Below are 20,772 nucleotides of genomic sequence, written 5' to 3' on the forward strand. Positions count from 1 at the left end.
GTGTTAGTCCCCTTCCCTACTTCGCGTTGGCCAGCTCGGCGGCGCGGTCAGCGGCACCGTCCATGGTGTCCACCTGCTCCACCAGCGGGTGGTTGGCGTCGGTCAGGATCTTGCGACCCAGCTCGGCGTTGTTGCCGTCCAGACGGACGACCAGCGGCTTGGTGACCGCCTCGCCCTTGCTCTCCAGGAGGGCGAGGGCCTGCACGATGCCGTTGGCGACCGCGTCGCACGCGGTGATGCCGCCGAAGACGTTGACGAAGACCGACTTGACGTCGGGGTCGCCCAGGATGATCTCCAGGCCGTTCGCCATCACCTCGGCCGAGGCGCCGCCGCCGATGTCCAGGAAGTTGGCGGGCTTGACGTTGCCGTGCTGCTCACCGGCGTAGGCGACGACGTCCAGGGTGCTCATGACGAGACCCGCGCCGTTGCCGATGATGCCGACCTCACCGTCGAGCTTGACGTAGTTGAGGCCCTTGGCCTTGGCCGCCGCCTCCAGCGGGTTGGCCGCGGCCTTGTCCTCCAGCGCCTCGTGCTCCGGCTGGCGGAACTCGGCGTTCTCGTCCAGCGAGACCTTGCCGTCGAGCGCGATGATCTTGCCGTCGCCGGACTTGATCAGCGGGTTGACCTCGACCAGGAGGGCGTCCTCCTTGATGAAGACCGTCCAGAGCTTCTGGAGGACCTCGGCGACCTGGTCGGCGATCTCGGCCGGGAAGTCGGCCGCGGCGACGATCTCGGCGGCCTTCTCCGGGGTGCAGCCCTCGTTGGCGTCGACCGGGACCTTGGCCAGCTTCTCCGGGGACTCCTCGGCGACGACCTCGATCTCCACGCCGCCCTCGACGCTGGCCATGGCCAGGAAGGTGCGGTTGGTGCGGTCCAGCAGGAACGAGACGTAGTACTCGTCCTTGATGTCCGCGGTCTGGGCCAGCATCACCTTGTGAACGGTGTGGCCCTTGATGTCCATACCGAGGATCGCCTCGGCCTTGGCGACGGCGTCGGCCGGGTCGGCGGCGAGCTTGACGCCACCGGCCTTGCCACGCCCACCGACCTTCACCTGAGCCTTGACGACGGCGCGGCCGCCGAAGCGCTCGGCGATGGCGCGAGCGGCTTCCGGGGTGTCGATGACATCACCGTCAAGCACGGGTACCCCGTGCTTGGCGAAGAGGTCCCTCGCCTGGTACTCGAACAGGTCCACGTGTGTTCGTCCTTGTTCGTGGTCGCGGATTGTCTCTGTAACGAGCGTGCCACGGCAGGATCTTCGCTGCGGGTCGTCGGGGCGGTACGGGTACGCAGAATTTTGTTCTTGCGGCCCGAACCGCCACGGGCGCACACGTCAATCAACACGCGCGTCACGTCCGTCTGGCAGGTTATCCCCGCAGGACCGGCGCGATTCGCCCGGGATGGGCCCCGCTTGGGTGAGAACCGTCACAACGGGTGCGTTCCACCGGGCCACGCGCCGGCCGGGGGTCATCCGTCCGTCCGCCCGTTCACCCGCTCGCCCGGTTCCCGTCCGGTACCGGCAGCGGGCGCTTCTCGATCGCGGCGGCCATGATCTCGGGGAAGGCGTCCGGGGTGCAGGCGAAGGCGGGCGCGCCCAGCGCGGCCAGGGCCGCCGCGTGCGCGTGGTCGTAGGCGGGGGCACCCTCGTCGGAGAGCGCGAGCAGGGCGATGAACTGGACGCCGGCCGCCTTCATCGCGGCCACCCGGCGGAGCATCTCCTGCCGGATGCCGCCCTCGTAGAGGTCGCTGATCAGCACCACCACGGTCTCAGCCGGACGGGTGATTCTCGACTGGCAGTAGGCCAGCGCCCGATTGATGTCGGTGCCGCCACCGAGCTGGGTGGCGAACAGCACGTCCACCGGGTCGCTGAGCTGCTCGGTCAGGTCGACCACCGAGGTGTCGAAGACCACCAGCCGGGTGTCCAGGCTGCGCATCGAGGCGAGCACCGCGCCGAAGACCGCCGAGTGGACCACCGAGGCCGCCATCGAGCCGGACTGGTCGACGCAGAGGATGACGTCCTTCTTCACCGCGCGCCGGGCCCGTGCGTAGCCGACCAGCCGCTCGGGGACGACCGTGCCACGGCCGTCCGGGCCGGCGTCCGGCAGGTAGTTCCTCAGGTTGGCCCGGATCGTCCGGTCCCAGTCGATGTCCCGGTGCCGGGGGCGGTTGACCCGGGCACTGCGGTCCAGCGCGCCACCGAGGGTGGCCCGGGTGCGGTCGGCCAGCCGGCGCTCCAGGTCGGCGACCACCTTGCCGACCACCAGCCGGGCGCTCTCCCGGGTGGTCTCGGGCAGCGCGTGCTTGAGCGAGAGCAGGGTCCCGACCAGGTGGACGTCCGGTTCGACGGCGGCCAGCATCTCCGGCTCCAGCAGCAGCCGGTCCAGGCCGAGCCGGGAGATGGCGTCCTGCTGCATCAGCTGGACCACCGAGGTCGGGAAGTACTCGCGGATGTCGCCCAGCCAGCGGGCCACCTGCGGGGCCGAGCCGCCGAGCCCGGCGCTGCGGGCGGCGGCCCGGTCGGGGCGGCAGCCGGCCTCGGGCGTGCCGCGGTAGAGGGCGGCCAGCGCCTGGTCCAGGCCGGTGTCGCGGCCGGTCAGCCGGCAGCCGGTGCCGTCCGCCTCGCCGCCGAGCACCAGCCGCCAGCGGCGCAGGCGCTCGGCGGCGGGATCGAGCGGGGTGCTGGTCATCGGGTGCTCCTCTGCACGGGGTCGTTCGCGGTGGGCAGGCCGAGCAGCAGGGCCAGGGTGGGCAGCGCGGCGTCCGCCCGTCGGGTGTCGAGCGGCTCGGCCGCCGCCGGGCCGCCGGCCGGCAGGGTGCCGTCCCCACCCGGCGGGCCGGCCGCCACCCGTGCGCCGATCGTCCGCCGGACGCCGGCCTCCAGGGCCGAGAAGGTGCGCCGCAGCAGCGGCAGCACGTCGACGAAGGTGTCACCGGAGACCCCGGTGAGCCACTCGTCGAGCAGCCCGAGCAGTTGCGGGTCGTGCAGCAGCAGCGCCCCGCCGCCGGCCAGGAAACCCTCGATCCAACCGGCGGCGTCGGCCGGGCTGTTGGCCGTCGAGAGCACCAGCCGCAGCCGGCGGCCGGCCTCGGCCGTGTCCAGCCGGGCCTCGTCCAGCAGCAGTCGGACCGCCCGGCCGCGCAGCAGACCGGGGACCCCGGTGGCCGGGCCGGCCGCGGGCTCCCGGCGGGCCAGCGAGCCGAGCGCGGCGGCCCAGCGGTCGGCCAGACCGTCCGCCCCGCCGGCCGCCCCCCGCGCCAGCAGCGCGACCGCCGCGTGCACCGCGTCCAGGTGGGCGCGCATCGCCGCCGCGCCGTCCGCGTCCAGCCCGGTGCAGGCGGGCGGCAGGCCGACGCAGATCCGCTCGGCCAGCCCGCGCGCCACGCCGTCCAGCGCACCGCTGTCGGTGCCCCGGACGTCCCCGTAGCGCAGCGCCCGGACCAGGGCCGGCAGCGCCTCGGCGAGCTGTGCGACGTCGGTGTCCAGTGCGGCCCGGTCGGCCAGCTCGCGCATCACCGCGGGCAGCGCGGCGGGCAGCTGGGCCACCAGGCACTGCTCGGCGAGCGTGGTGAGCTCGGCGAGTTCGACGGCGTCGGCCGCCCGGGCCGCGACCTTGGCGGCGGCGGCCTCGGCCACCGTCGTCCCCCACTGCGCGGCCTCCACCACCCGGACGGCGAACTCCGGCTCCCAGCGCAGCCGCCAGCTCTCCCGGAAGGTGCCGGCGGAGTTGACGGCGGACCGGGTCTCGGTGCCCCAGCCGATGCCGAGCAGCCGCAGCCGGTGCAGCAGCAGCGAGCGGGCCGCGTCCAGCTCCTTGCGCAGGTCCAGGGCGAGTTCACGGTCGCCCGGGTCCGGCCTGAGCCGCAGGGTGCGCTGCTGGCGGGTCAGGTCGCGCTGCAACGGCACGGTCGGGGTGCCGGACGGCACCTCTCCGAGCGCCTCGCCGACCACCAGCCGCTCGCGGACCAGCGCGAGCGCGACCTCGGAGCCGTCGCACATCACGGACCGCACCGCGTCCAGCGTCTCGGCCAGCCCGGGCACCGGGCGGCCGCGCATCGCGGCCAGCGTCTCGGCCAGCCGGACCGCCTCGATGACGTGCGCGGAGGAGACCGGGTGGTCCTCGGCCCGCAGCAGTTCGGCGATGCCGGTCAGCCAGCGGGCCAGGCCCTCCGGGCCGTGCCGGAACAGGTGCCGGTACCAGCCGGGCGACTCGATGCCGGCGCCGTAGCCGGTGTGCTGGGAGAGCCGGCGGTGCGTCCAGGGCACCCAGGTGATCTCGGTGCGCACCTTCTTGGGCAGCTCGGCCAGGAGCGCGCGGTCGGCGGCCACCGTGGTCCCGGCGCGCAGCGCGGGGACGTGCCAGGCGCCGCAGACCACCGCGATCCGCCGGTGGCCGGCCCGCCCGGCGGCCCGGATCCGCTGGCGCATGTACGCCTCGCGCAGCTCGTCGCGACGGGCGGCGCCGCGCCGCGGGCCGGGGATCCCCTCCGCCCCCGGCCGCTCGCGCAGCGCCGCCATCGCCTCCGCCAGCGCCGCGAACGGCGCCAGCGCGTCCGCACCGGGGGTCCGGTGTTCGACGACGTCCTCCCACCAGGCCTCGGGGTCGTCGTGCCCGGCCGCCGCGGCGAGCGCCGCGATCGGGTCGACCCGTTCGGTCGGCCCGGCCTCCGCTTCGGCGGACTCCCCGGCAGCCGCGAGCGCGAAGCCGTACCCCGCCGGGAGGTCGATGAAGTGGACCGGGAGCTGCCGGTCCAGTCCGTGACGGATCGCCACCCACTCCGGTGAGAAGGCGGCGAACGGCCAGAACCCGGCGCGGGCCGGATCGTCCACCGCGTGGGCCAGCAGCGCGACCGGCGGCACCATATCCCGTTCCGCCGCCAGTGCGATGATCGGATCGGCCTCGGCCGGCCCCTCGACGAGCACGACGTCCGGTTCCAGCTGCCCGAGCGCGGCGGCCACCGCCCGGGCCGAGCCCGGACCGTGGTGCCGGATCCCCAGCAGCGTCACTTCGGCGTCCACGTCCCCCTCCTCCTTCCGGTTCCCCTCGACTCGGGCGCTCAGCGGGAGAGTTCGCGAGCGGCCCGGTAGAAGTCCTTCCAACCGTCCCGCTCGCGGACCACGCCCTCCACGTACTCCCGCCAGACCAGCTGGTCGGCCACCGGGTCGCGGACCACCGCCCCCAGCACGCCGGTCGCCACGTCCGCCGCCCGCAGCACGCCGTCGCCGAAGTGCGCGGCCAGCGCCAGACCATTGGTGACCACGGATATCGCCTCGGCGGTGGAGAGCGTGCCGGTCGGCGTCTTGACCTTGGTCCGGCCGTCGGCGGTGATCCCGTCCCGCAGCTCGCGGAAGACGGTCACCACCCGGCGGATCTCCTCGGCACCGCCGGGCAGTTCGGGCAGGTCGAGCGAGCGGCCGAGCTGGCCGACCCGGCGGGTGACGATCTCGACCTCCTCCTCGAGCGTCGCGGGCAGGGGCAGCACGACCGTGTTGAAGCGCCGGCGCAGTGCGCTGGACAGCTCGTTGACCCCACGGTCACGGTCGTTGGCGGTGGCGATCAGGTTGAAGCCGCGGACGGCCTGCGTCTCGCCGCCCAACTCGGGGACCGGCAGGGTCTTCTCGGACAGGATGGTGATCAGACTGTCCTGCACGTCGGCCGGGATCCGGGTCAGCTCCTCGACCCGGGCGATCTTGCCGTCCGCCATCGCCCGCATCACCGGGGACGGCACCAGCGCCTCCCGGCTCGGACCGTTGGCCAGCAGCTGCGCGTAGTTCCAGCCGTACCGGACGGCCTCCTCGGGTGTCCCGGCGGTGCCCTGGACCAGCAGCGTGGAGTCCCCGCTGATCGCGGCGGCCAGGTGCTCGGAGACCCAGGTCTTGGCCGTCCCCGGCACCCCGAGCAGCAGCAGCGCCCGGTCGGTGGCCAGCGTGGTGACGGCGACCTCGACGATCCGGCGCGGGCCGACGTACTTGGGCGTGATCACCGTGCCGTCCGGCAGCTCGCCGCCGAGCAGGTAGGTGGCGACGGCCCACGGCGAGAGCCGCCACCGCTCGGGGCGCGGCCGGTCGTCCTGCGCGGCGAGCGCGGCCAGCTCGGCGGCGAACGCGTCCTCGGCGTGCGCGCGGAGGACCTCGGGGGTCGACGTGGTGGTCAAGGGGCTCCTTCAGGTCGGCCGCCGGGCGGGTACACGGGGGCGGTGAGGTGATCGGGGAGCATCGCGAAGAGGGGGCGGGGGACGATCGGTGACCCGGCCCCCGCCTGCGGGAACCACTCTGTCCCCCGCCACTGACAACGCACCGTCGCCGAGCGCCGCGCGGTCGCTACCCTGCGGTGAGGAGGAGGTGCAGAGATGACCGCCACGGTGCCGGAGACCGCACACGACCTGGTACGCCTGCTCGAATTCAAGGTCTACCCGCCCAGGCACCCCTGAGCACTGAGGCCCTGTCAGTCCCCCGCTCTAGCGTTCGAGTCATGGAGGAACGCTGGAGCACCGAACACGTCCTGTCCCTCGCGCCCGACGCCGCTTCGCGGAAGGCGGCGGGGAAGCTGTCGTCGCCGGCGCCGTGGTCCGGGGCGGGGAACGGCCAGGGGGCGCTGTGGGGGTCGTGCAAGGGGAGCGGGAGCACGCCGTACCGGACGGTCGTCGAGCTGGCCACGCCCGCGTACCAGTGCAGTTGCCCCAGCCGGAAGTTCCCCTGCAAGCACGCGCTGGGCCTGCTGCTGCTGTGGAGTGCCGGATCCGAGGCGGTGCCGGGCGGCGCCGAGCCGGCGGACTGGGCGGCCGAGTGGCTGGCCACGCGGCAGCAGCGGGTCGAGCGGGCCGTCGAGCGGCGGGCGGCCCGGGCGGAGGCGGTGGGCGCCGATCCGGCCGCCGCCCGGCGGCGGGCCGATCGGCGGGCGGCCCGGGTCGCTGGCGGCGCCCAGGAGTTGCGACTGCGCCTGGCCGACCGGGTGCGCCGCGGCCTGGCCGACCCGAGCGCCGCGAGCGGCTCCTGGGAGCAGGTGGCCGCCCGGATGATCGACGCCCAGGCCCCCGGACTCGCCGCCCGGGCCCGGGAGTTGGACGAGCTGCCGGAGGACTCCGCGTTGGCCGGCTACGCCCTGCTGCACCTGCTGGCCACCGGCTACGAACGGGTCGGCGAGTTGCCCGAAGCGCTGGCGGCGACCGTCCGCAGCCGGGTCGGCTTCACCGCCGACACCACCGAGCTGCTGGCCGGCCCGACCGTGCGCGACCGCTGGCTGGTCCTGGGCAGCCAGGACAGCACCGACGAGCGGCTGACCACCCGCCGGCTCTGGCTGCGGGGCACCAGGACCGGCCGGACGGCGCTGCTGCTGGCCTTCGGCCGGCCCGGCCAGGCGCCCGAACTGGCCATCCCCACCGGCCAGTCGCTGGAGGCCGAGGTGGCCTACCCGCCGGCCGCGCGCCCGCTGCGGGCCGTCCTCGGCACCCGCCACGGCGCTCCCGCGGCACCACCACCGGAGGCGGCCGTGCCACCCGGGCTCAGCCCCGCCGAGGCACTGGCCGGCTACGGCGAGGCGGTCGCCGAGGACCCGTGGCTGGACTCCTGGCCGGCCGTGCTGACCGGCGTGGTCCCGGTCCCGCCGGCCGGACCGGGCGACGGTTGGTGGCTGAGCGACGGCCGACACGCGCTGCCGGTGCCCGCGGGCGCGCCGCCGGGCGCGCTGTGGCGGCTGGCGGCGGCGTCCGGCGGCCGTCCGGTGACGGTCTTCGGCGAGTGCGGGCACCACGGCTTCGCCCCGGTGACGGTCTGGGACGAGCAGGGACGAGCGACGGGAGTGAGCCGGTGACCGACGACTTCTGGGCGGAGCTGCGGGCCACCGCGCTGCTCGGCACCGACCGCCGACCGCTGCCCGCGCCGGGCGGCGACGGCCCGCTGGCCGTGGCGGCCGGCGCGGTCCGCCGCGACGACCCGGCGACGGCCCTGCTGGAGCTGGCCGCACTGGCCACCGTGCGGCGCCGGGCCGGGCTGCTGCCGGCCGAGGCGCCGCCGGCCGGCCCGGCCGCCGCGCCGGACGACCGCCCGCCGCTGCCCGAACCGGCCGCCCGCCGACTGGCCGTGCTGCTGGCCGGCCGGGCCCCCGGGCACGCCGGCACGCTCGCCAACCTCACCGAGCTGCTGCCGCAGTGGCTCAGCCGGGCGCGGGAGTCGGGTCACCGCCCGCCCGCCGCGCTGGTCCCGGCACTGCTCGACACCGCCCGGGCCCGCGGCGAACTGCGCGGCGACGCCGTGGCGTTGGCCGGTCCGCTGGGCCGCTGGCTGGCCGAGCGCAACCCCGACTGGTCGTACGTGCTGCGCACCGTCCCGGAAGCCGCCGAGCCCGGCCGCCCGGGGGACGAACGGGCTTGGGAGGAGGGCCTGTTCGCCGAGCGGGTCACCCACCTCACCCGGCTGCGCCGGCGCGATCCGGCCGCCGCGCTGGCCCTGCTGGCCGGCAGCTGGCCCACCGAACGGGCGGAGGACCGGCTGCTCTTCCTGGACGCCCTGCAGGAGAACCTCGGCGAGTCCGACGAGCCCTTCCTGGAGGCCGCGTTGGGTGACCGCAGCAAGAACGTCCGGGCCACCGCGGCCGAGCTGCTCACCACTCTGCCGGGCTCGGCCCTCGGCAGCCGGATGGCCGAACGCGCCCGCGCCGCGGTCCGGTTGAGCGAGGGCCGGCTGCTGGTCAGCCCGCCCACCGAGTGCGACCCGGCGATGCGACGGGACGGCATCGCGCCCAGGTCACCGACCGGCCGCGGTCAGCGCGCCTGGTGGTTCGGCGAGATCGTGGCCGCCACCCCACTGCGCACCTGGACCGCCGAACTCGACCTGACCCCGGCCGAGTTGATCGCCCTGCCGGTGGCCGGGGCGACCGCGGAACCGGAGTCCGCCGAGTGGCGGGACGATCTGCGCGAGGCATGGGCCCGGGCCGCGGTCCGGCAGCGGGACGCCGACTGGGCGCGGGCCCTGCTCGGCCCGGCGCCCCGGCGGTCCGGCGCGGTCCGGTCGGCCGGCGCGCCGGCCAGGCTGCTCGCCGTACTGCCGCCGGCCGAACGGGCCGCCTGGACGGCCGCGTTCCTGCGCAGCCACGGGCTGGGCGACGCCTTCCAGCTGCTCGGCGCCTGCGCCACCCCGTGGACGCCGCCGCTCAGCACCGCGGTGGTCGCGGCGCTGGAACGGGCCGCCGCCGCCGGCTCGTACCCGTGGAGCCACAGCGGCGTGCTGGGCATGACCGAGCGCTCGCTCTCGCCGGCCGCCGCTCCCGCGGTGGAGGCGCTGGCAGCGGACGCCGTGCCGGACAGCGCCTGGGCGGAGACCTTCGGGCGGCTGGCCGGGACGCTGCGGTTCCGAGCGGCGATGCTCGCCGAGCTGAGCCCCGGCGACGGGCCCTGAGCCGGGACGAGCCCCGAGCCGGCGGGCCGGGCGGCCCGACCGCCCGGCCCCGGGCTCAGCCGGCGGCCCGCAGGTTGGCCTGGACCCAGGCCACCACGTCACGGGTCGGGGTGCCCGGGGTGAAGATGTCGGCCACCCCCATCGCCTTCAGCTCGGTGATGTCCTCGTCCGGGATGATCCCGCCGCAGAACACCTTGATGTCCGCCGCGTCGCGCTCCTTCAGCAGCTCCATCACCCGGGCGCAGAGCGTCATGTGCGCGCCCGAGAGGATCGACAGGCCGATGCCGTCCGCGTCCTCCTGGATCGCGGTGTCGACCACCTGCTCGGGCGTCTGGTGCAGGCCGGTGTAGATCACCTCCATGCCGGCGTCGCGCAGGGCACGCGCGATCACCTTCGCGCCCCGGTCGTGGCCGTCGAGCCCCGGCTTGGCGACCACCACCCGGATCGGGCCTGACACACCCATCACTGCCTCCACGTTAACCAGCAATAACACGGACCTGAGGGGAGGTTAGCGCCAGCGGCGCCCGGCCACGGATCCGCGAGTCGAGAGGAGGGGAAAATCACAGCACGCCTACAGCTTCTCCACCGGCGCGTAGCGCAGCAGCAGCACCTTGCGGCCCGACGAGCCGAAGTCGACGGTGGCCTTGGCCCGGTCGCCGGTCCCGGCGACCTCGGCCACCGTGCCGAGCCCGAAGGTGTCGTGGCTGACCCGGTCACCGACCGCCAGCGCGACCACCTCGCGCTCGGTCGCCTTCCGCGCCGACTTGCCCCAGCCCGCCTGCGGCGAAGCCGTGCCGGAGCCGCGTCCGCCCGACCCGCCCGAGCTCCACGAGGAGCCGCGCGAACCCCCCGTGCCGAGGCCGCGCGAGGCGGGCACCGCCGCCGCGCCGGTGCGCTTCCAGTCGACCAGCTGGTCCGGGATCTCCTCCAGGAACCGCGAGGCCGGGTTGTAGGCCGGCTGCCCCCAGGCGCTGCGCAGCACCGACCGGGTCAGGTAGAGCCGCTGCCGGGCCCGGGTGAGCCCGACGTAGGCCAGCCGGCGCTCCTCCTCCAGCTCCTTGACCTGGCCGAGCGCCCGCATGTGCGGGAAGATGCCGTCCTCCATGCCGGTCAGGAAGACCACCGGGAACTCCAGGCCCTTGGCGGTGTGCAGGGTCATCATCGTGATGACGCCCTGCCCCTCCTCGTCGTCCGGGATCTGGTCCGAGTCGGCGACCAGCGCGACCCGCTCCAGGAAGTCGGCCAGCGAGCCGACCGGCGGCGCGCCCTCCTCGTCCGCGTCCGGGCGCTCGCCCGGGTCCTGTTCGTACTCCAGCGCGACCGAGGCCAGCTCCTGGAGGTTCTCCACCCGGGTCTCGTCCTGCGGGTCGGTCGAGGCCTGCAGCTCGGCCAGGTAGCCGGTCTCCTCCAGCACGGCCTCCAGCACCGCCGCCGGGCCGGCGCCCGACTCGACCACCTGGCGCAGCCCGGCCAGCAGCTCGTTGAACTTCCGCACCGCGTTGGCCGAGCGCGCGGCCATCCCGTACGCCTCGTCGACCCGCAGCAGCGCCTGGGCGAAGGAGATCCGCTCGCGGGCCGCCAGCGCCTCGATCATCGCCTCCGCGCGGTCGCCGATCCCGCGCTTGGGCACGTTGAGGATCCGGCGCAGCGGCACGGTGTCCTCGGGGTTGGCCAGCACCCGCAGGTAGGCCAGCACGTCCCGGACCTCGCGCCGCTCGTAGAAGCGCACCCCGCCGACCACCTTGTACGGCAGGCCGACCCGGATGAACACCTCCTCGAAGACCCGGGACTGCGCGTTGGTCCGGTAGAAGATCGCCACGTCGCCGGGCCGGGCCGCGCCCGCGTCGGTCAGCCGGTCGATCTCGTCGGCGATGAACTGCGCCTCGCCGTGCTCGTCGTCGGCGACGTAGCCGACCACCTTCTCGCCGTGCTCGCCGGCCGTCCAGAGCTTCTTCTCGCGCCGGTTGGCGTTGCGCTCGATCACCGCGTTGGCGGCGCTCAGGATGGTCTGCGTGGAGCGGTAGTTCTGCTCCAGCAGGATGGTGGTCGCGCTCGGGTAGTCCTCCTCGAACTGGAGGATGTTGCGGATCGTCGCGCCGCGGAAGGCGTAGATCGACTGGTCGGCGTCGCCCACCACGCACAGCTCGGCGGCCGGCACCTCGGCCAGCGCGGCCGCCGCCGGGTTGACGAGGTCACCGTCCACCGTCCGCCTGGGCGCCGCGCCCGCCGCGCCGCCGCTCAGCTCGCGGACCAGGGTGTACTGCGCGTGGTTGGTGTCCTGGTACTCGTCGACCAGGATGTGCCGGAACCGCCGCCGGTAGTGCTCGGCCACGTCCGGGAAGGCCTGCAGCAGGTGGACGGTGGTCATGATGATGTCGTCGAAGTCCAGCGCGTTGGCCTCGCGCAGCCGCCGCTGGTAGAGCGTGTACGCCTCGGCGAGCTTGCGCTCCATCGGGTTGGCGGCCTGGCCGGCGTAGGTCTCCTCGTCGACCAGCTCGTTCTTGAGGTTGGAGACCTTGGCGGTGAACGACTTCGGCGGGAACTGCTTCGGGTCCAGGTCGAGGTCCCGGCAGACCAGCCCCATCAGCCGCTGCGAGTCGGCCGAGTCGTAGATCGAGAAGCTGGAGGTGAAGCCGAGCTTCTTGCTCTCCCGGCGCAGGATCCGCACGCAGGCGCTGTGGAAGGTGGAGACCCACATCGCCCGGGCCCGCGGGCCGACCAGCTGCTCGACGCGCTCGCGCATCTCGCCGGCCGCCTTGTTGGTGAAGGTGATCGCCAGGATCTCGCCGGGGTGCACCCCGCGGGCGCCCAGCAGGTGGGCGATCCGGTGGGTCAGCACCCGGGTCTTGCCGGAGCCGGCGCCGGCCACGATCAGCAGCGGCGAGCCCGCGTGCAGCACGGCCTCGCGCTGCGGGTCGTTCATCCCCTCCAGCAGCTGCGCGGGGTCGACCACCGGCCGGTGCGCGCCGTTGCGGTAGAAGGCGTCCCGCTCGGCGGCCGCGGCGTAGTCGGTCTGGAAGAGATCGTGGGGGATCTCCTCCTCGTACCCGCCCTCCGGGCCGTAGTAGTCCTCCGGCGGAGGCTCCTCGGCGTGGTCCGCGGGCGTCGCGTCGGACGGCTTCGCCTCGAAGGGCTCGAAGCCGGGCAGCGGGAGGTCGTCAAAGAGGCTACTCATGGCGCATCCGAGTCTAGGGCCCGGCACCGACACCGCGGCGCGGAACCGTCCCCCCGCCCCGGGGAGACGGTTCCGCCGGGTCAGCCGGCCGCCTTGGTGCGCTCCAGCAGCGACACGGTGATCCCCTGCACGTGCTTGACCTGCTCCTGGTCGAACTCCGAGGTCAGCACCTTCACCTCGTCCGCCGGCAGCCCCTTGAGCGGGTCGCTCTGGTCGCCGTAGGTGACCACCCAGAGCCGGTCGGTGCCGCCGGCGCAGCTGTCCGCGTCCGGGCAGGTGACCGAGTAGAGGTCGTTGTTCTGCACCGGCGTCTTCTCCGCGAAGACGTCCTTCGGGTGCACGTCCCGCGGCAGGTAGTAGGCCATCGCGAAGTCCAGCATCATGTACGCCTGGTCGCCCCGGACCGGGACGATGCCGTCGCCGGTGTGGTAGCCCTTGGCGATGATCCGGGCCGCGCCGCGCTCGTCGGCCCACTCGTGCGAGGTGCGGGTGCGCAGCGCCTGCTGGTCCTGCAGGCCCAGCAGGGCGGTGCCGATCAGGCCGACCGCGATCAGCGGCCTCGGGCGCAGCGAGGTCAGCCCGGCGCCGGCCAGCACGGCCCAGGCGGGCACCGTGAAGAGCAGGTAGCGGTCGAGGAAGTAGGACGTGCTGCCCTGCGAGACGACCCAGACGGCGAGCACCGGCAGCGCGGCCACCAGGCCGATCTCCACCGCCCGGCGGCGGCTGCGCGGCCAGGCCACCGGCAGCGCGCAGAGCACCAGCACGCACAGGCTGACCAGCGCCGAGCCGAACATGCCGTGCCAGGTGGTGACGAAGTCCTGCAGGGTCGGGGAGTGCAGCCAGGAGATCTGCCGGCCGACCTGGCGCCGCCCGACGATCACCAGCGGCACCATCGGGAGCAGCGCCACCAGCACGGCGACCGGGAAGCCGATCAGCAGCGCCCGCCGGCGCTCCCGCCGCCAGCGCAGCAGCACGATCAGCGCGTGGCTGGCCAGCACGGTCAGCGTGACCATGTGGAAGAGACCGGCCGCCATGACGCTCACCGTGTACGGGAGCCAGCGCAGCACGCTGCCCGGCCGCTCCACCGCCCGCAGCAGCAGCCAGGTGGCGGCGGCCACCGCGAGGACGGCGAACGCGTAGGCGCGACCCTCCTGGGCGTACCGCGAGATGCTCGGGAAGATCGCGAAGAGCAGGCCGGCGGCCAGCGCGGTCCGGGTGTCGAAGAGCTTGCGGGCGGCCAGCACCACGCAGGCGGCGGCCCCCGCCATGGCCAGCGCGGACGGCAGCCGGAACATCGTCGGCGAGTCGCCGAAGACCGATATCCACCCGTGCATGAACAGGTAGTAGGTGCCGGACACCGCGTCGACGTGGTGCAGCATGGCCCACAGCTGGCCGGTGCTGCGGGTGGCCGCGCTCCAGGTCGCCAGCTCGTCCCGCCACAGCTCCGGGCGGGCGCTGCCGCGGACCCCGAGCCCGAGCGTGACCAGCGCGGGCCACAGCCAGACGAGCCGGACCGCCCAGTCACGCGGGCCGGCCGGGGCCTGGACGTCCTCACCAGCCGCCGGTTCCGGCCGCTTCCGCACGGGACCTGACGCCTCGACGACGTCGGACTCGGCGCTGGTACTCATTCTCTTCTCAAACCTTCCAGACGTCACGGCGAGTTGGTGTAGACGAACGCGAGGTATCCGCCGTACAGCGCGGAGGCCACGGCTGCCGAACCCAACACGATCGCGACCGCGCCGCGGGTTCTTACCCGGGCCAGGTGGCCGGCGAGTGGGAACAGCAGACCGACGGCGGGCAGCAGGAAGCGCGCCCGCGAGTTGAAGTATGCCGCGTCCCCCAGCGCGATCACGAGGGTGAGCCCGCTGAAGGCGAGCAGGGGCAGGGGCTGGCGTTGCAGCACCGAGAGCAGGAACAGGACCACCGCCGCGCCGAGGCTGAGGCCCACCACCACCTCGGCCAGCCACAGGGTCGTGCTGTAGGTCAGCATGTGCGCGAACGCGCGGACCGTCGAGGCGCCGGCGTCGAAGTGCGACGCCCAGGCGTCCTCGATCTTGAAGTAGGCGTCCGCGTTGCCCTTCACCAGCCCGACCCAGGCGATGAAGGAGACCACGCCCACCGGGGCGATCAGCGCCCCGAGGACGGGACGCCACCAGGCCACCCGCTCGGCGTCGGGCAGCTCCGCGCCGCGGTCGCGCCGCCACTGGGAGACCAGGGCCCACAGCGCGCCGAGGCAGACCGCCCCCGCCACCGCGACGGCGGTCGGCCGGGTCAGCCCGGCCAGCAGGCTGAGCCCGCCGGCCCAGATCCAGCGCCGGGTGATCGCCGCGTAGACCGCCCAGACGGCGAAGGCGGTGAACATCGGTTCCGAGTAGGCCAGGCTCTCCACCAGGGCGTAGGGGATCACCCCCCAGAGCACCGTGGCGATCACGCCGGCGCGGTGCCCGTACAGCCGCGCGCCGATCGCGTACGTCCCCCAGGCCGCGACGAGCGAGGAGACCCAGGCCACCAGCAGCGCGACCAGTCCCAGCGAGACCGGCAGCAGCCAGCCGAGGACCCGGATCGTCATCGGATAGGCCGGGAAGAAGGCGTAGGCCTGGTAGAAGCCCTTGGGGCCGGGCACCAGCGGCGTGCCCGCGTAACCGTGCTGGGCAATCTGCTGGTACCACCAGGCGTCCCACATGCTGCTGAGCTGGTGCAGGCCGGAGCGGCCGTGCTTGTGGTACCAGCAGAGCACCGCCAGCACGCCCAGGGCGCGGACCGCCGCGTAGCCGGCCAGCGCCGGGGTCGCCCGGCGGAGCGCGGGGAGCAGCCGGTGCCCCCACGGGCTGCGGACCGGCCGCGGACCCCGCGGTGGGTCGTCGCGACGGGCCGCCGCGTCATCACGCGCCTGCGGCCCCGCAAGCTGAGCAGTCACCGGCACTCCCCTGAGGAACCATCACAGAATCAGGACGACACCCGACAAAACCTCGGATCGCCAAGAGGATTCCTACCAGATTTGTCCAACGCGCGACGGCGGCCCCCCGGTCCGGCAAACCGGACTGCCGGCCGAATTGATCGTGATCAGCAGAACATTCTCCCGAAAGGGCCGCTATAACCAGTACGGCCGGCGGGGACCTTGACAGTCTCCGCCGGCCGTACGGGCAGGTCAGTGGCTAGGCGCGGCGCCGGACCGGCGGGTCCAGGCGGGGCAGCGTCAGCGAGGGCGAGTCCAGCAGCCGCTTGAGGAGCCGCGACAACGGTCGCTCGGCGTACTTGTGGACGATCCAGGCCAGCAGGAGGATCACCGCCAGGCAGCAGAGCAGCAGCGGCTTGGGGCTCATGTGGTGCTCCCGGCCCCAGCGGATCAGGGCCCAGCCGATCTCCTGGTGCAACAGGTACACCGGGTAGGTGAGCGCGCCGGCCACCGAGAGCCACTTCCAGCGGACCCAGTCGAAGGCCCCCAGGGCGACCAGCAGCATCACCAGGAAGGCCGCTCCGGAAAGGGTCGCCATGACCGGCCAGGAAAGGTGGTGGGCGACCTCGTACTCGTAACTGCCCTCGGTGATGTGAATACGGTTCTGGGCAATCAGCCAGGAGAATCCGACTATACCCAGCAACATTGGCGTGGCACCGAAGCGGTAGATCAGGTAGAGCGCCATGCCCGCGATGAAGTACGGGCAGTCCTCGGGCTGCGTGATCGAGTTCAGGAAATCATTGTTGGGGAAGGCGCCGGTGATCACCGCCGCAATCGTCCAGATTCCACAGAAAGCGACCACCCGACGGTAGGTCAGGCCGATCACCGCGAGAATCGCGAAGAGCAGGTAGAAACGGAGTTCGATCCAGAGCGTCCAGTAGACGCCGTCGGCCTCCGTCACGCCCATCGGCCGTTCCAGCATGGTGAAGTTGGTCAGCACGTCACTGATGCTCATGTGCTGCCGGTCCGGCCGCGTGGTCGGCCAGTAGTTGATCACCGCCGAGGTCAGCAGCACACCGACCCAGTAGGCCGGGTAGAGGCGCACCACGCGGGAGGTGAAGTACTGCCGCGGGGTCTTGCCCCAGGCGGACATGCAGATGACGAACCCGCTGATCAGGAAGAAGAGCTGCACCCCCAGCCAGCCGTAGGAACCGAACCGGTGCAGGTGCGGCATCAGCACCCGCGGCGCCTTGCCCCACACGGATGGATGGATGTCGACACCCGTCCAGTGGAACGCCACCACGCCGAGCGCGGCGATCAGCCGCAGCCCGTCGAGGACGTACAGGCGGTTACGGGGAGGAGCCGACTTGGCAGGCTCGGGGGACGCCCCGCCGGCGACCGTCGCTCCATCCGATTGGAGTGGCGGTGTGATAGTTGACATGACGGCACTCTCAGTGTCGGGTCCAGGGGGACGGACTCGCAGTGTCGGGTCCAGGGGGGACGGACTCGTGGCTGACTCCCGACCCCACGAACAGGCCCGAACGCCACGGAAGACCATATGCGCTGCGGCTCGAGTTGTGGACCCCGGGCTTACCCCCGGGCCCGTCACTCCTGATCAGCCGCCCATCCGCGCCGGTCACCGCGTCAGGCCCGATCAGGCCTGTTCAGCACCAGCGCGGCACCACCCGCCCCGTCCACCCCATCGGCGGGCAGTCCGTGGCCGGCGGCCGCCGGCAGCCGGGTCCCGGACGGGTCGGCGGCGTCCGTACCGGTGTCCGGGTGGCTCGCAGCCCGGCGCAGCAGCACGGCGGCGGTGGTCACGTTCAGCGTCGCCACAGGATAGGCCCAGTTCTGGGCCGGAGCGAATTCGGGCAGGTCGAAGCCGGCGAACCGGGGCAGCAGGGCGAGCCAGAACCAGGGGGAGCGGGCGGCCGCCCGTGGCCGGACCGTCGAGGCGAGCAGCACCGGGAGGACGACCAGGAGGTAGTGGTCGAACGAAGGGCGATTGACGATCAGGGCGGCCACCATGAGCATGGCGCCGGTCTCGACCAGTCGCAGGCCCTCGTCCCCGCCCAGCCGCCAGCGCCGCCAGGCACCCAGCACGAGGGCCGCGGCGAGCAGCCCGGCCACCCCGAGCGCCATCCGTTCCGACACGCCGAGCCTCGGGAGCAGCGTGCCCAGCGAGGCGTCGTAGGGGCGGGCGAAGTCGTCCTGGCCGTGCAGGACGAACGGCAGGGTCCTGGTGAAGAAGAGCCGGGAGTCCGGCATCAGGTCCGCGGCCAGCACCGCGGCCAGCACCGGCACCACGACCGCCAGCAGGAACGCCCGGAGCTGGCGGGCGAAGAGGAAGAGCAGGGTGAGCGGCACCAGCATCGGCTTGCCGGCGATCGCCAGCCCGACCACCAGGCCCGCCCAGCCCCAGTGCGACCGGCGGGCCAGCAGCAGCGCGGCCGGCAGGGCCAGTGCGGAGCAGGCGGTCCAGTTCCCGAGCTGCACCAGGTTGCGGAACGGCTCCAGGAAACTGATCAGCAGCACTCCGGCCGCGGCCAACCTGCTGCGGAGCGGGACCCCGAAGATCCGGACCGCCAGCAACCAGCCGGCCAGCACCATCAAGGCGGTCACGGCCGGCACCAGCCAGCTCAGCAGCGGGTCCGGAAGACCGGTCTGCGGCACCGCCAGCAGAACCGAACTCGGAAAATAGAGGAATCGTTTGTCGGCGTACGGTGATCCACCGGCCAGAAAGGTCCGGGCGGCCATCACGACGACACGGTCGTCCATCGTGTTGTTTCCGGACCAGGTGGCCGAATAGACGGTGAGCAGGAAACCCAGTCCGGCGGCCCCCAGCAACGGAATGGGCGCCGGCGCCCTGAGCCAGGCCTCCGCTCCCGGTCTCGGCGAAGCTTTCACACTCACGGTGACAACCTGCCTCGACTCGACCTGCCGCTCCGACGCACTGGTAGCGACATCGTAAGCAGCGGTCCGGGCGGCAGCCAATCAAGTGTCCGCCCAGAGTGTCATTCGGCGGTCGTGCACGGAACGACGACCCGGTATCGGCTCGCCCCCACCGAACGGTGGGATCGTCGCCGTGCCGGGCCGTCGAAAGTCGGAAACCGGACCCCGGAAAACCGGAATCGGCGTTCAGACCAGCCGGCGGGCGGTCGCCCAGCGGGTCAGCTCGTGCCGGTTGCTGAGCTGGAGTTTGCGCAGCACCGCCGAGACGTGGCTCTCCACCGTCTTCACCGAGATGAAGAGCTGCTTGGCGATCTCCTTGTACGCGTAGCCGCGGGCGATCAGCCGGAGCACCTCGCGCTCGCGCTGGGTGAGCCGGTCGAGGTCCTCGTCGACCGGCGGGGTGTCGGTGGCCGCGAAGGCGTCCAGCACGAAGCCGGCCAGCCGCGGCGAGAAGACCGCGTCGCCGTCGGAGATCCGGAAGATCGCGCTGACCAGGTCGCCGCCGGTGATGGTCTTGGTGACGTACCCCCGGGCGCCGCCGCGGATCACGCCGATCACGTCCTCGGCCGCGTCGGAAACCGAGAGCGCCAGGAACTTCACGCCCCCCGGCTCGCCCATCGCGCCCGCCGAGCGGCGCAGCACCTCGACCCCGCCGCCCCCGGGCAGGTGGACGTCGAGCAGCACCACGTCCGGCCGGGTCTCGGCGACCACCCGGACCGCGGACTCCACGTCGTCGGCCTCGCCGACCACGTCGATGCCGGTGACCTCGGTCCGCCCGATCTCGGCCCGCACCCCGGTGCGGAACATCCGGTGATCGTCGACCAGCACCACCCGGGCCACCCTCCCGGCCGCCGGGCCGGGGGCGGCTGCCCCCGGCTGCCCGGTCGACCCGACGTCAGTCGGGCCGGACGCCGATACGGACTCAGTCATCAGCAGCTCTCTCCATTTCCAGCTCGACCTCGGTCCCGCCGTCCGGCGCGGGCCGCACCCTCGCGGTGCCCCCGTGCCGCTTCATCCGGCCGATGATCGACTCCCGTACGCCCAGCCGGTCCTCCGGCACGGTGTCCGGGTCGAAACCGGGGCCGTGGTCGCGCACGAACACCGACACCGTTCTCCCCTCCACCTCGGCGTAGACCTGCACCGGTCCCCCGCCACCGTACTTGGCCGCGTTGACCATCGCCTCCCTCGCGGCCTGCATCTGCGCCGAGATCCGGTCGTCCATCGGGCAGTCGCCGACGCAGACCAGCTCCACCGGCACCCCGTGCCGGTCCTCGACCTCGGCGACCACCTCGCGCAACCGCTCGGCCAGGGTGTCCGGGGCGGCCTCGGCGGCGGCCTCCGGGCGGTAGAGCCAGAGCCGCAGCTCGCGCTCCTGGGCCCGGGCCAGGCGCTGGACCTCCTTGGGGTCCTCGGCCCGACGCTGGATCAGGGTCAGCGTGTGCAGCACCGAGTCGTGGATATGCGCGGCGATCTCGGCCCGCTCCTGGGCCCGGATCCGGGCGGTCCGCTCGGTGGCGAGGTCCTGCCACATCCGCAGCGCGTACGGGCCGGTCAGCACCAGCACCCCGGCCAGCACCGCGAGCGAGGCCTCGATCACCGAGGCCAGCGTCGAGCCGGCGCCCTGCAGCACCAGGAAGCCGATGATGCCGACGGTCACCAGCAGCACGCCGGCGCCGACCCGGACGAAGGCGCTGCTGCGCTTCTTGCCGGTGTCCAGCCCGAACCAGCGCTGCCAGCGCGAGTCGTCGGCCTGCCGCCAGACCAGCGCCACACCGACGCCGATCGCCAGCAGCGGCCAGACGTACGGCCGCGAGGACTGGATGTGGAGCGCGTTCAGCAGCGCCATCACGCCGACGACCAGCATCAGCAGCGCGGCCAGCTGCCCGAGGTTCTGCCGGCTGGCCGCGCCGCCGGACGGCGCCTCGCCGCCCTCCGCCGTGCCGGCGGGCACCGGATCGCCCTGGAAGGTCTGCTCCAGCAGGTCGCGCAGCCGGCCGAGCCGGCCCTGGCGGCTCTTGCGCAGCGGGCCGGGGGTGGCCCCGGCGGTGCCGGCCGGGACGAACTCGCCGTTCACCCAGACGTAGCCGCCGAGCCCGCCACGGGCCGGCTCGCCGATGCCGATCGGCACCACGAACCAGAAGGCCGCGTAGAGCAGCCCACCGATCCCGTTGGCGAAGAAGAGCAGTACGAAGGCGAGGCGCACCCAGGCGACCGGCAGCCCGAGGTGGACCGCCAGGCCGTGCGCCACCCCGCCGAGCATCCGCCGGTTCGGGGTCCGGTACAGCTTGCGGAACGGCGGCCGGCCACCGTCCGGGGTCGGCTCGGCGCCGCCGGACGGCGGGCCGTCGGAGGCGGGCGGAG

Annotated in this window: 14 protein-coding genes; 2 read left to right on the forward strand and 12 right to left on the reverse strand. The window is 73.6% G+C overall.

Annotated features, from left to right (window positions below):
* Positions 1 to 16: 16 nt before the first annotated feature.
* From sucC to ACIGXM_RS00610, 4 genes are all read right to left on the reverse strand, one after another.
* Entirely contained in the window at positions 17 to 1,192 is a 1,176-nt protein-coding gene (gene sucC / locus ACIGXM_RS00595; protein WP_396555350.1) for an ADP-forming succinate--CoA ligase subunit beta, read from the reverse strand.
* 292 nt (positions 1,193 to 1,484) lie between these two features.
* Positions 1,485 to 2,684 (reverse strand): VWA domain-containing protein, encoded by a 1,200-nt coding sequence (locus tag ACIGXM_RS00600; protein ID WP_396555352.1) that lies wholly within the window; start codon positions 2,682 to 2,684, stop codon positions 1,485 to 1,487.
* A complete protein-coding gene (locus ACIGXM_RS00605) occupies positions 2,681 to 5,014 on the reverse strand; it encodes a DUF5682 family protein (RefSeq protein ID WP_396555354.1) in 2,334 nt (777 codons plus the stop codon). The genes ACIGXM_RS00600 and ACIGXM_RS00605 overlap by 4 nt, the downstream gene beginning before the upstream one ends.
* 38 nt (positions 5,015 to 5,052) lie before the next feature.
* Entirely contained in the window at positions 5,053 to 6,150 is a 1,098-nt protein-coding gene (locus ACIGXM_RS00610; protein WP_396555356.1) for an AAA family ATPase, read from the reverse strand.
* Positions 6,151 to 6,467: 317 nt separating this feature from the next.
* Here ACIGXM_RS00610 and ACIGXM_RS00615 point away from each other — a divergent pair, with 317 nt between their 5' ends.
* Together ACIGXM_RS00615 and ACIGXM_RS00620 are read left to right on the forward strand one after the other, a co-directional pair.
* Positions 6,468 to 7,805, forward strand: a complete 1,338-nt coding sequence (locus ACIGXM_RS00615) for an SWIM zinc finger family protein (RefSeq protein ID WP_396555358.1) — start codon at positions 6,468 to 6,470, stop codon at positions 7,803 to 7,805.
* Complete coding sequence (locus ACIGXM_RS00620; RefSeq protein ID WP_396555360.1) at positions 7,802 to 9,388, forward strand: DUF5691 domain-containing protein; 1,587 nt, start codon at positions 7,802 to 7,804, stop codon at positions 9,386 to 9,388. The genes ACIGXM_RS00615 and ACIGXM_RS00620 overlap by 4 nt, the downstream gene beginning before the upstream one ends.
* 55 nt (positions 9,389 to 9,443) lie before the next feature.
* On the opposite strand, the gene ACIGXM_RS00625 is transcribed toward ACIGXM_RS00620, so the two are convergent.
* The 8 genes from ACIGXM_RS00625 to ACIGXM_RS00660 all read right to left on the reverse strand — a co-directional run bounded on the left by ACIGXM_RS00625 (position 9,444) and on the right by ACIGXM_RS00660 (position 20,671).
* Entirely contained in the window at positions 9,444 to 9,851 is a 408-nt protein-coding gene (locus tag ACIGXM_RS00625; RefSeq protein ID WP_396555362.1) for a cobalamin B12-binding domain-containing protein, read from the reverse strand.
* Between the two features lie 108 nt (positions 9,852 to 9,959).
* A complete protein-coding gene (gene pcrA, locus ACIGXM_RS00630; protein ID WP_396555364.1) occupies positions 9,960 to 12,563 on the reverse strand; it encodes a DNA helicase PcrA in 2,604 nt (867 codons plus the stop codon).
* Positions 12,564 to 12,643: 80 nt separating this feature from the next.
* A complete protein-coding gene (locus ACIGXM_RS00635; protein WP_396555366.1) occupies positions 12,644 to 14,191 on the reverse strand; it encodes a glycosyltransferase family 39 protein in 1,548 nt (515 codons plus the stop codon).
* A 23-nt stretch (positions 14,192 to 14,214) separates the two neighbouring features.
* The gene (locus tag ACIGXM_RS00640) at positions 14,215 to 15,480 is read right to left on the reverse strand and encodes a hypothetical protein (protein ID WP_396555367.1); all 1,266 of its coding nucleotides are present in this window, start codon (positions 15,478 to 15,480) and stop codon (positions 14,215 to 14,217) included.
* Between the two features lie 238 nt (positions 15,481 to 15,718).
* The gene (locus tag ACIGXM_RS00645; protein WP_396555369.1) at positions 15,719 to 16,900 is read right to left on the reverse strand and encodes an acyltransferase family protein; all 1,182 of its coding nucleotides are present in this window, start codon (positions 16,898 to 16,900) and stop codon (positions 15,719 to 15,721) included.
* Positions 16,901 to 17,103: 203 nt separating this feature from the next.
* Positions 17,104 to 18,237: a glycosyltransferase family 87 protein gene (locus tag ACIGXM_RS00650; RefSeq protein ID WP_396555371.1), complete on the reverse strand. Its 1,134-nt coding sequence runs from the start codon at positions 18,235 to 18,237 to the stop codon at positions 17,104 to 17,106.
* A 360-nt stretch (positions 18,238 to 18,597) separates the two neighbouring features.
* On the reverse strand, positions 18,598 to 19,341 hold the full coding sequence (locus tag ACIGXM_RS00655; protein WP_396555373.1) for a LuxR C-terminal-related transcriptional regulator: 744 nt from the start codon (positions 19,339 to 19,341) through the stop codon (positions 18,598 to 18,600).
* Entirely contained in the window at positions 19,334 to 20,671 is a 1,338-nt protein-coding gene (locus tag ACIGXM_RS00660) for a PspC domain-containing protein (RefSeq protein WP_396557298.1), read from the reverse strand. The genes ACIGXM_RS00655 and ACIGXM_RS00660 overlap by 8 nt, the downstream gene beginning before the upstream one ends.
* Between the last annotated feature and the right edge of the window lie 101 nt (positions 20,672 to 20,772).

The organism is Kitasatospora sp. NPDC052896 (genome assembly GCF_044547075.1).
Classification (GTDB): Bacteria; Actinomycetota; Actinomycetes; order Streptomycetales; family Streptomycetaceae; genus Kitasatospora.

Excerpts from the sequence above, each read along its gene's own strand:
- ACIGXM_RS00600 (WP_396555352.1), bottom strand. The coding sequence starts at position 2,684 with ATGACCAGCACCCCGCTCGATCCCGCCGCCGAGCGCCTGCGCCGCTGG.
- ACIGXM_RS00660 (WP_396557298.1), bottom strand. The coding sequence starts at position 20,671 with ATGCTCGGCGGGGTGGCGCACGGCCTGGCGGTCCACCTCGGGCTGCCG.
- pcrA (WP_396555364.1), bottom strand. The coding sequence starts at position 12,563 with ATGAGTAGCCTCTTTGACGACCTCCCGCTGCCCGGCTTCGAGCCCTTC.
- ACIGXM_RS00635 (WP_396555366.1), bottom strand. The coding sequence starts at position 14,191 with ATGAGTACCAGCGCCGAGTCCGACGTCGTCGAGGCGTCAGGTCCCGTG.
- ACIGXM_RS00655 (WP_396555373.1), bottom strand. The coding sequence starts at position 19,341 with ATGACTGAGTCCGTATCGGCGTCCGGCCCGACTGACGTCGGGTCGACC.
- ACIGXM_RS00645 (WP_396555369.1), bottom strand. The coding sequence starts at position 16,900 with ATGTCAACTATCACACCGCCACTCCAATCGGATGGAGCGACGGTCGCC.
- ACIGXM_RS00650 (WP_396555371.1), bottom strand. The coding sequence starts at position 18,237 with ATGGACGACCGTGTCGTCGTGATGGCCGCCCGGACCTTTCTGGCCGGT.
- ACIGXM_RS00615 (WP_396555358.1), top strand. The coding sequence starts at position 6,468 with ATGGAGGAACGCTGGAGCACCGAACACGTCCTGTCCCTCGCGCCCGAC.
- ACIGXM_RS00625 (WP_396555362.1), bottom strand. The coding sequence starts at position 9,851 with ATGGGTGTGTCAGGCCCGATCCGGGTGGTGGTCGCCAAGCCGGGGCTC.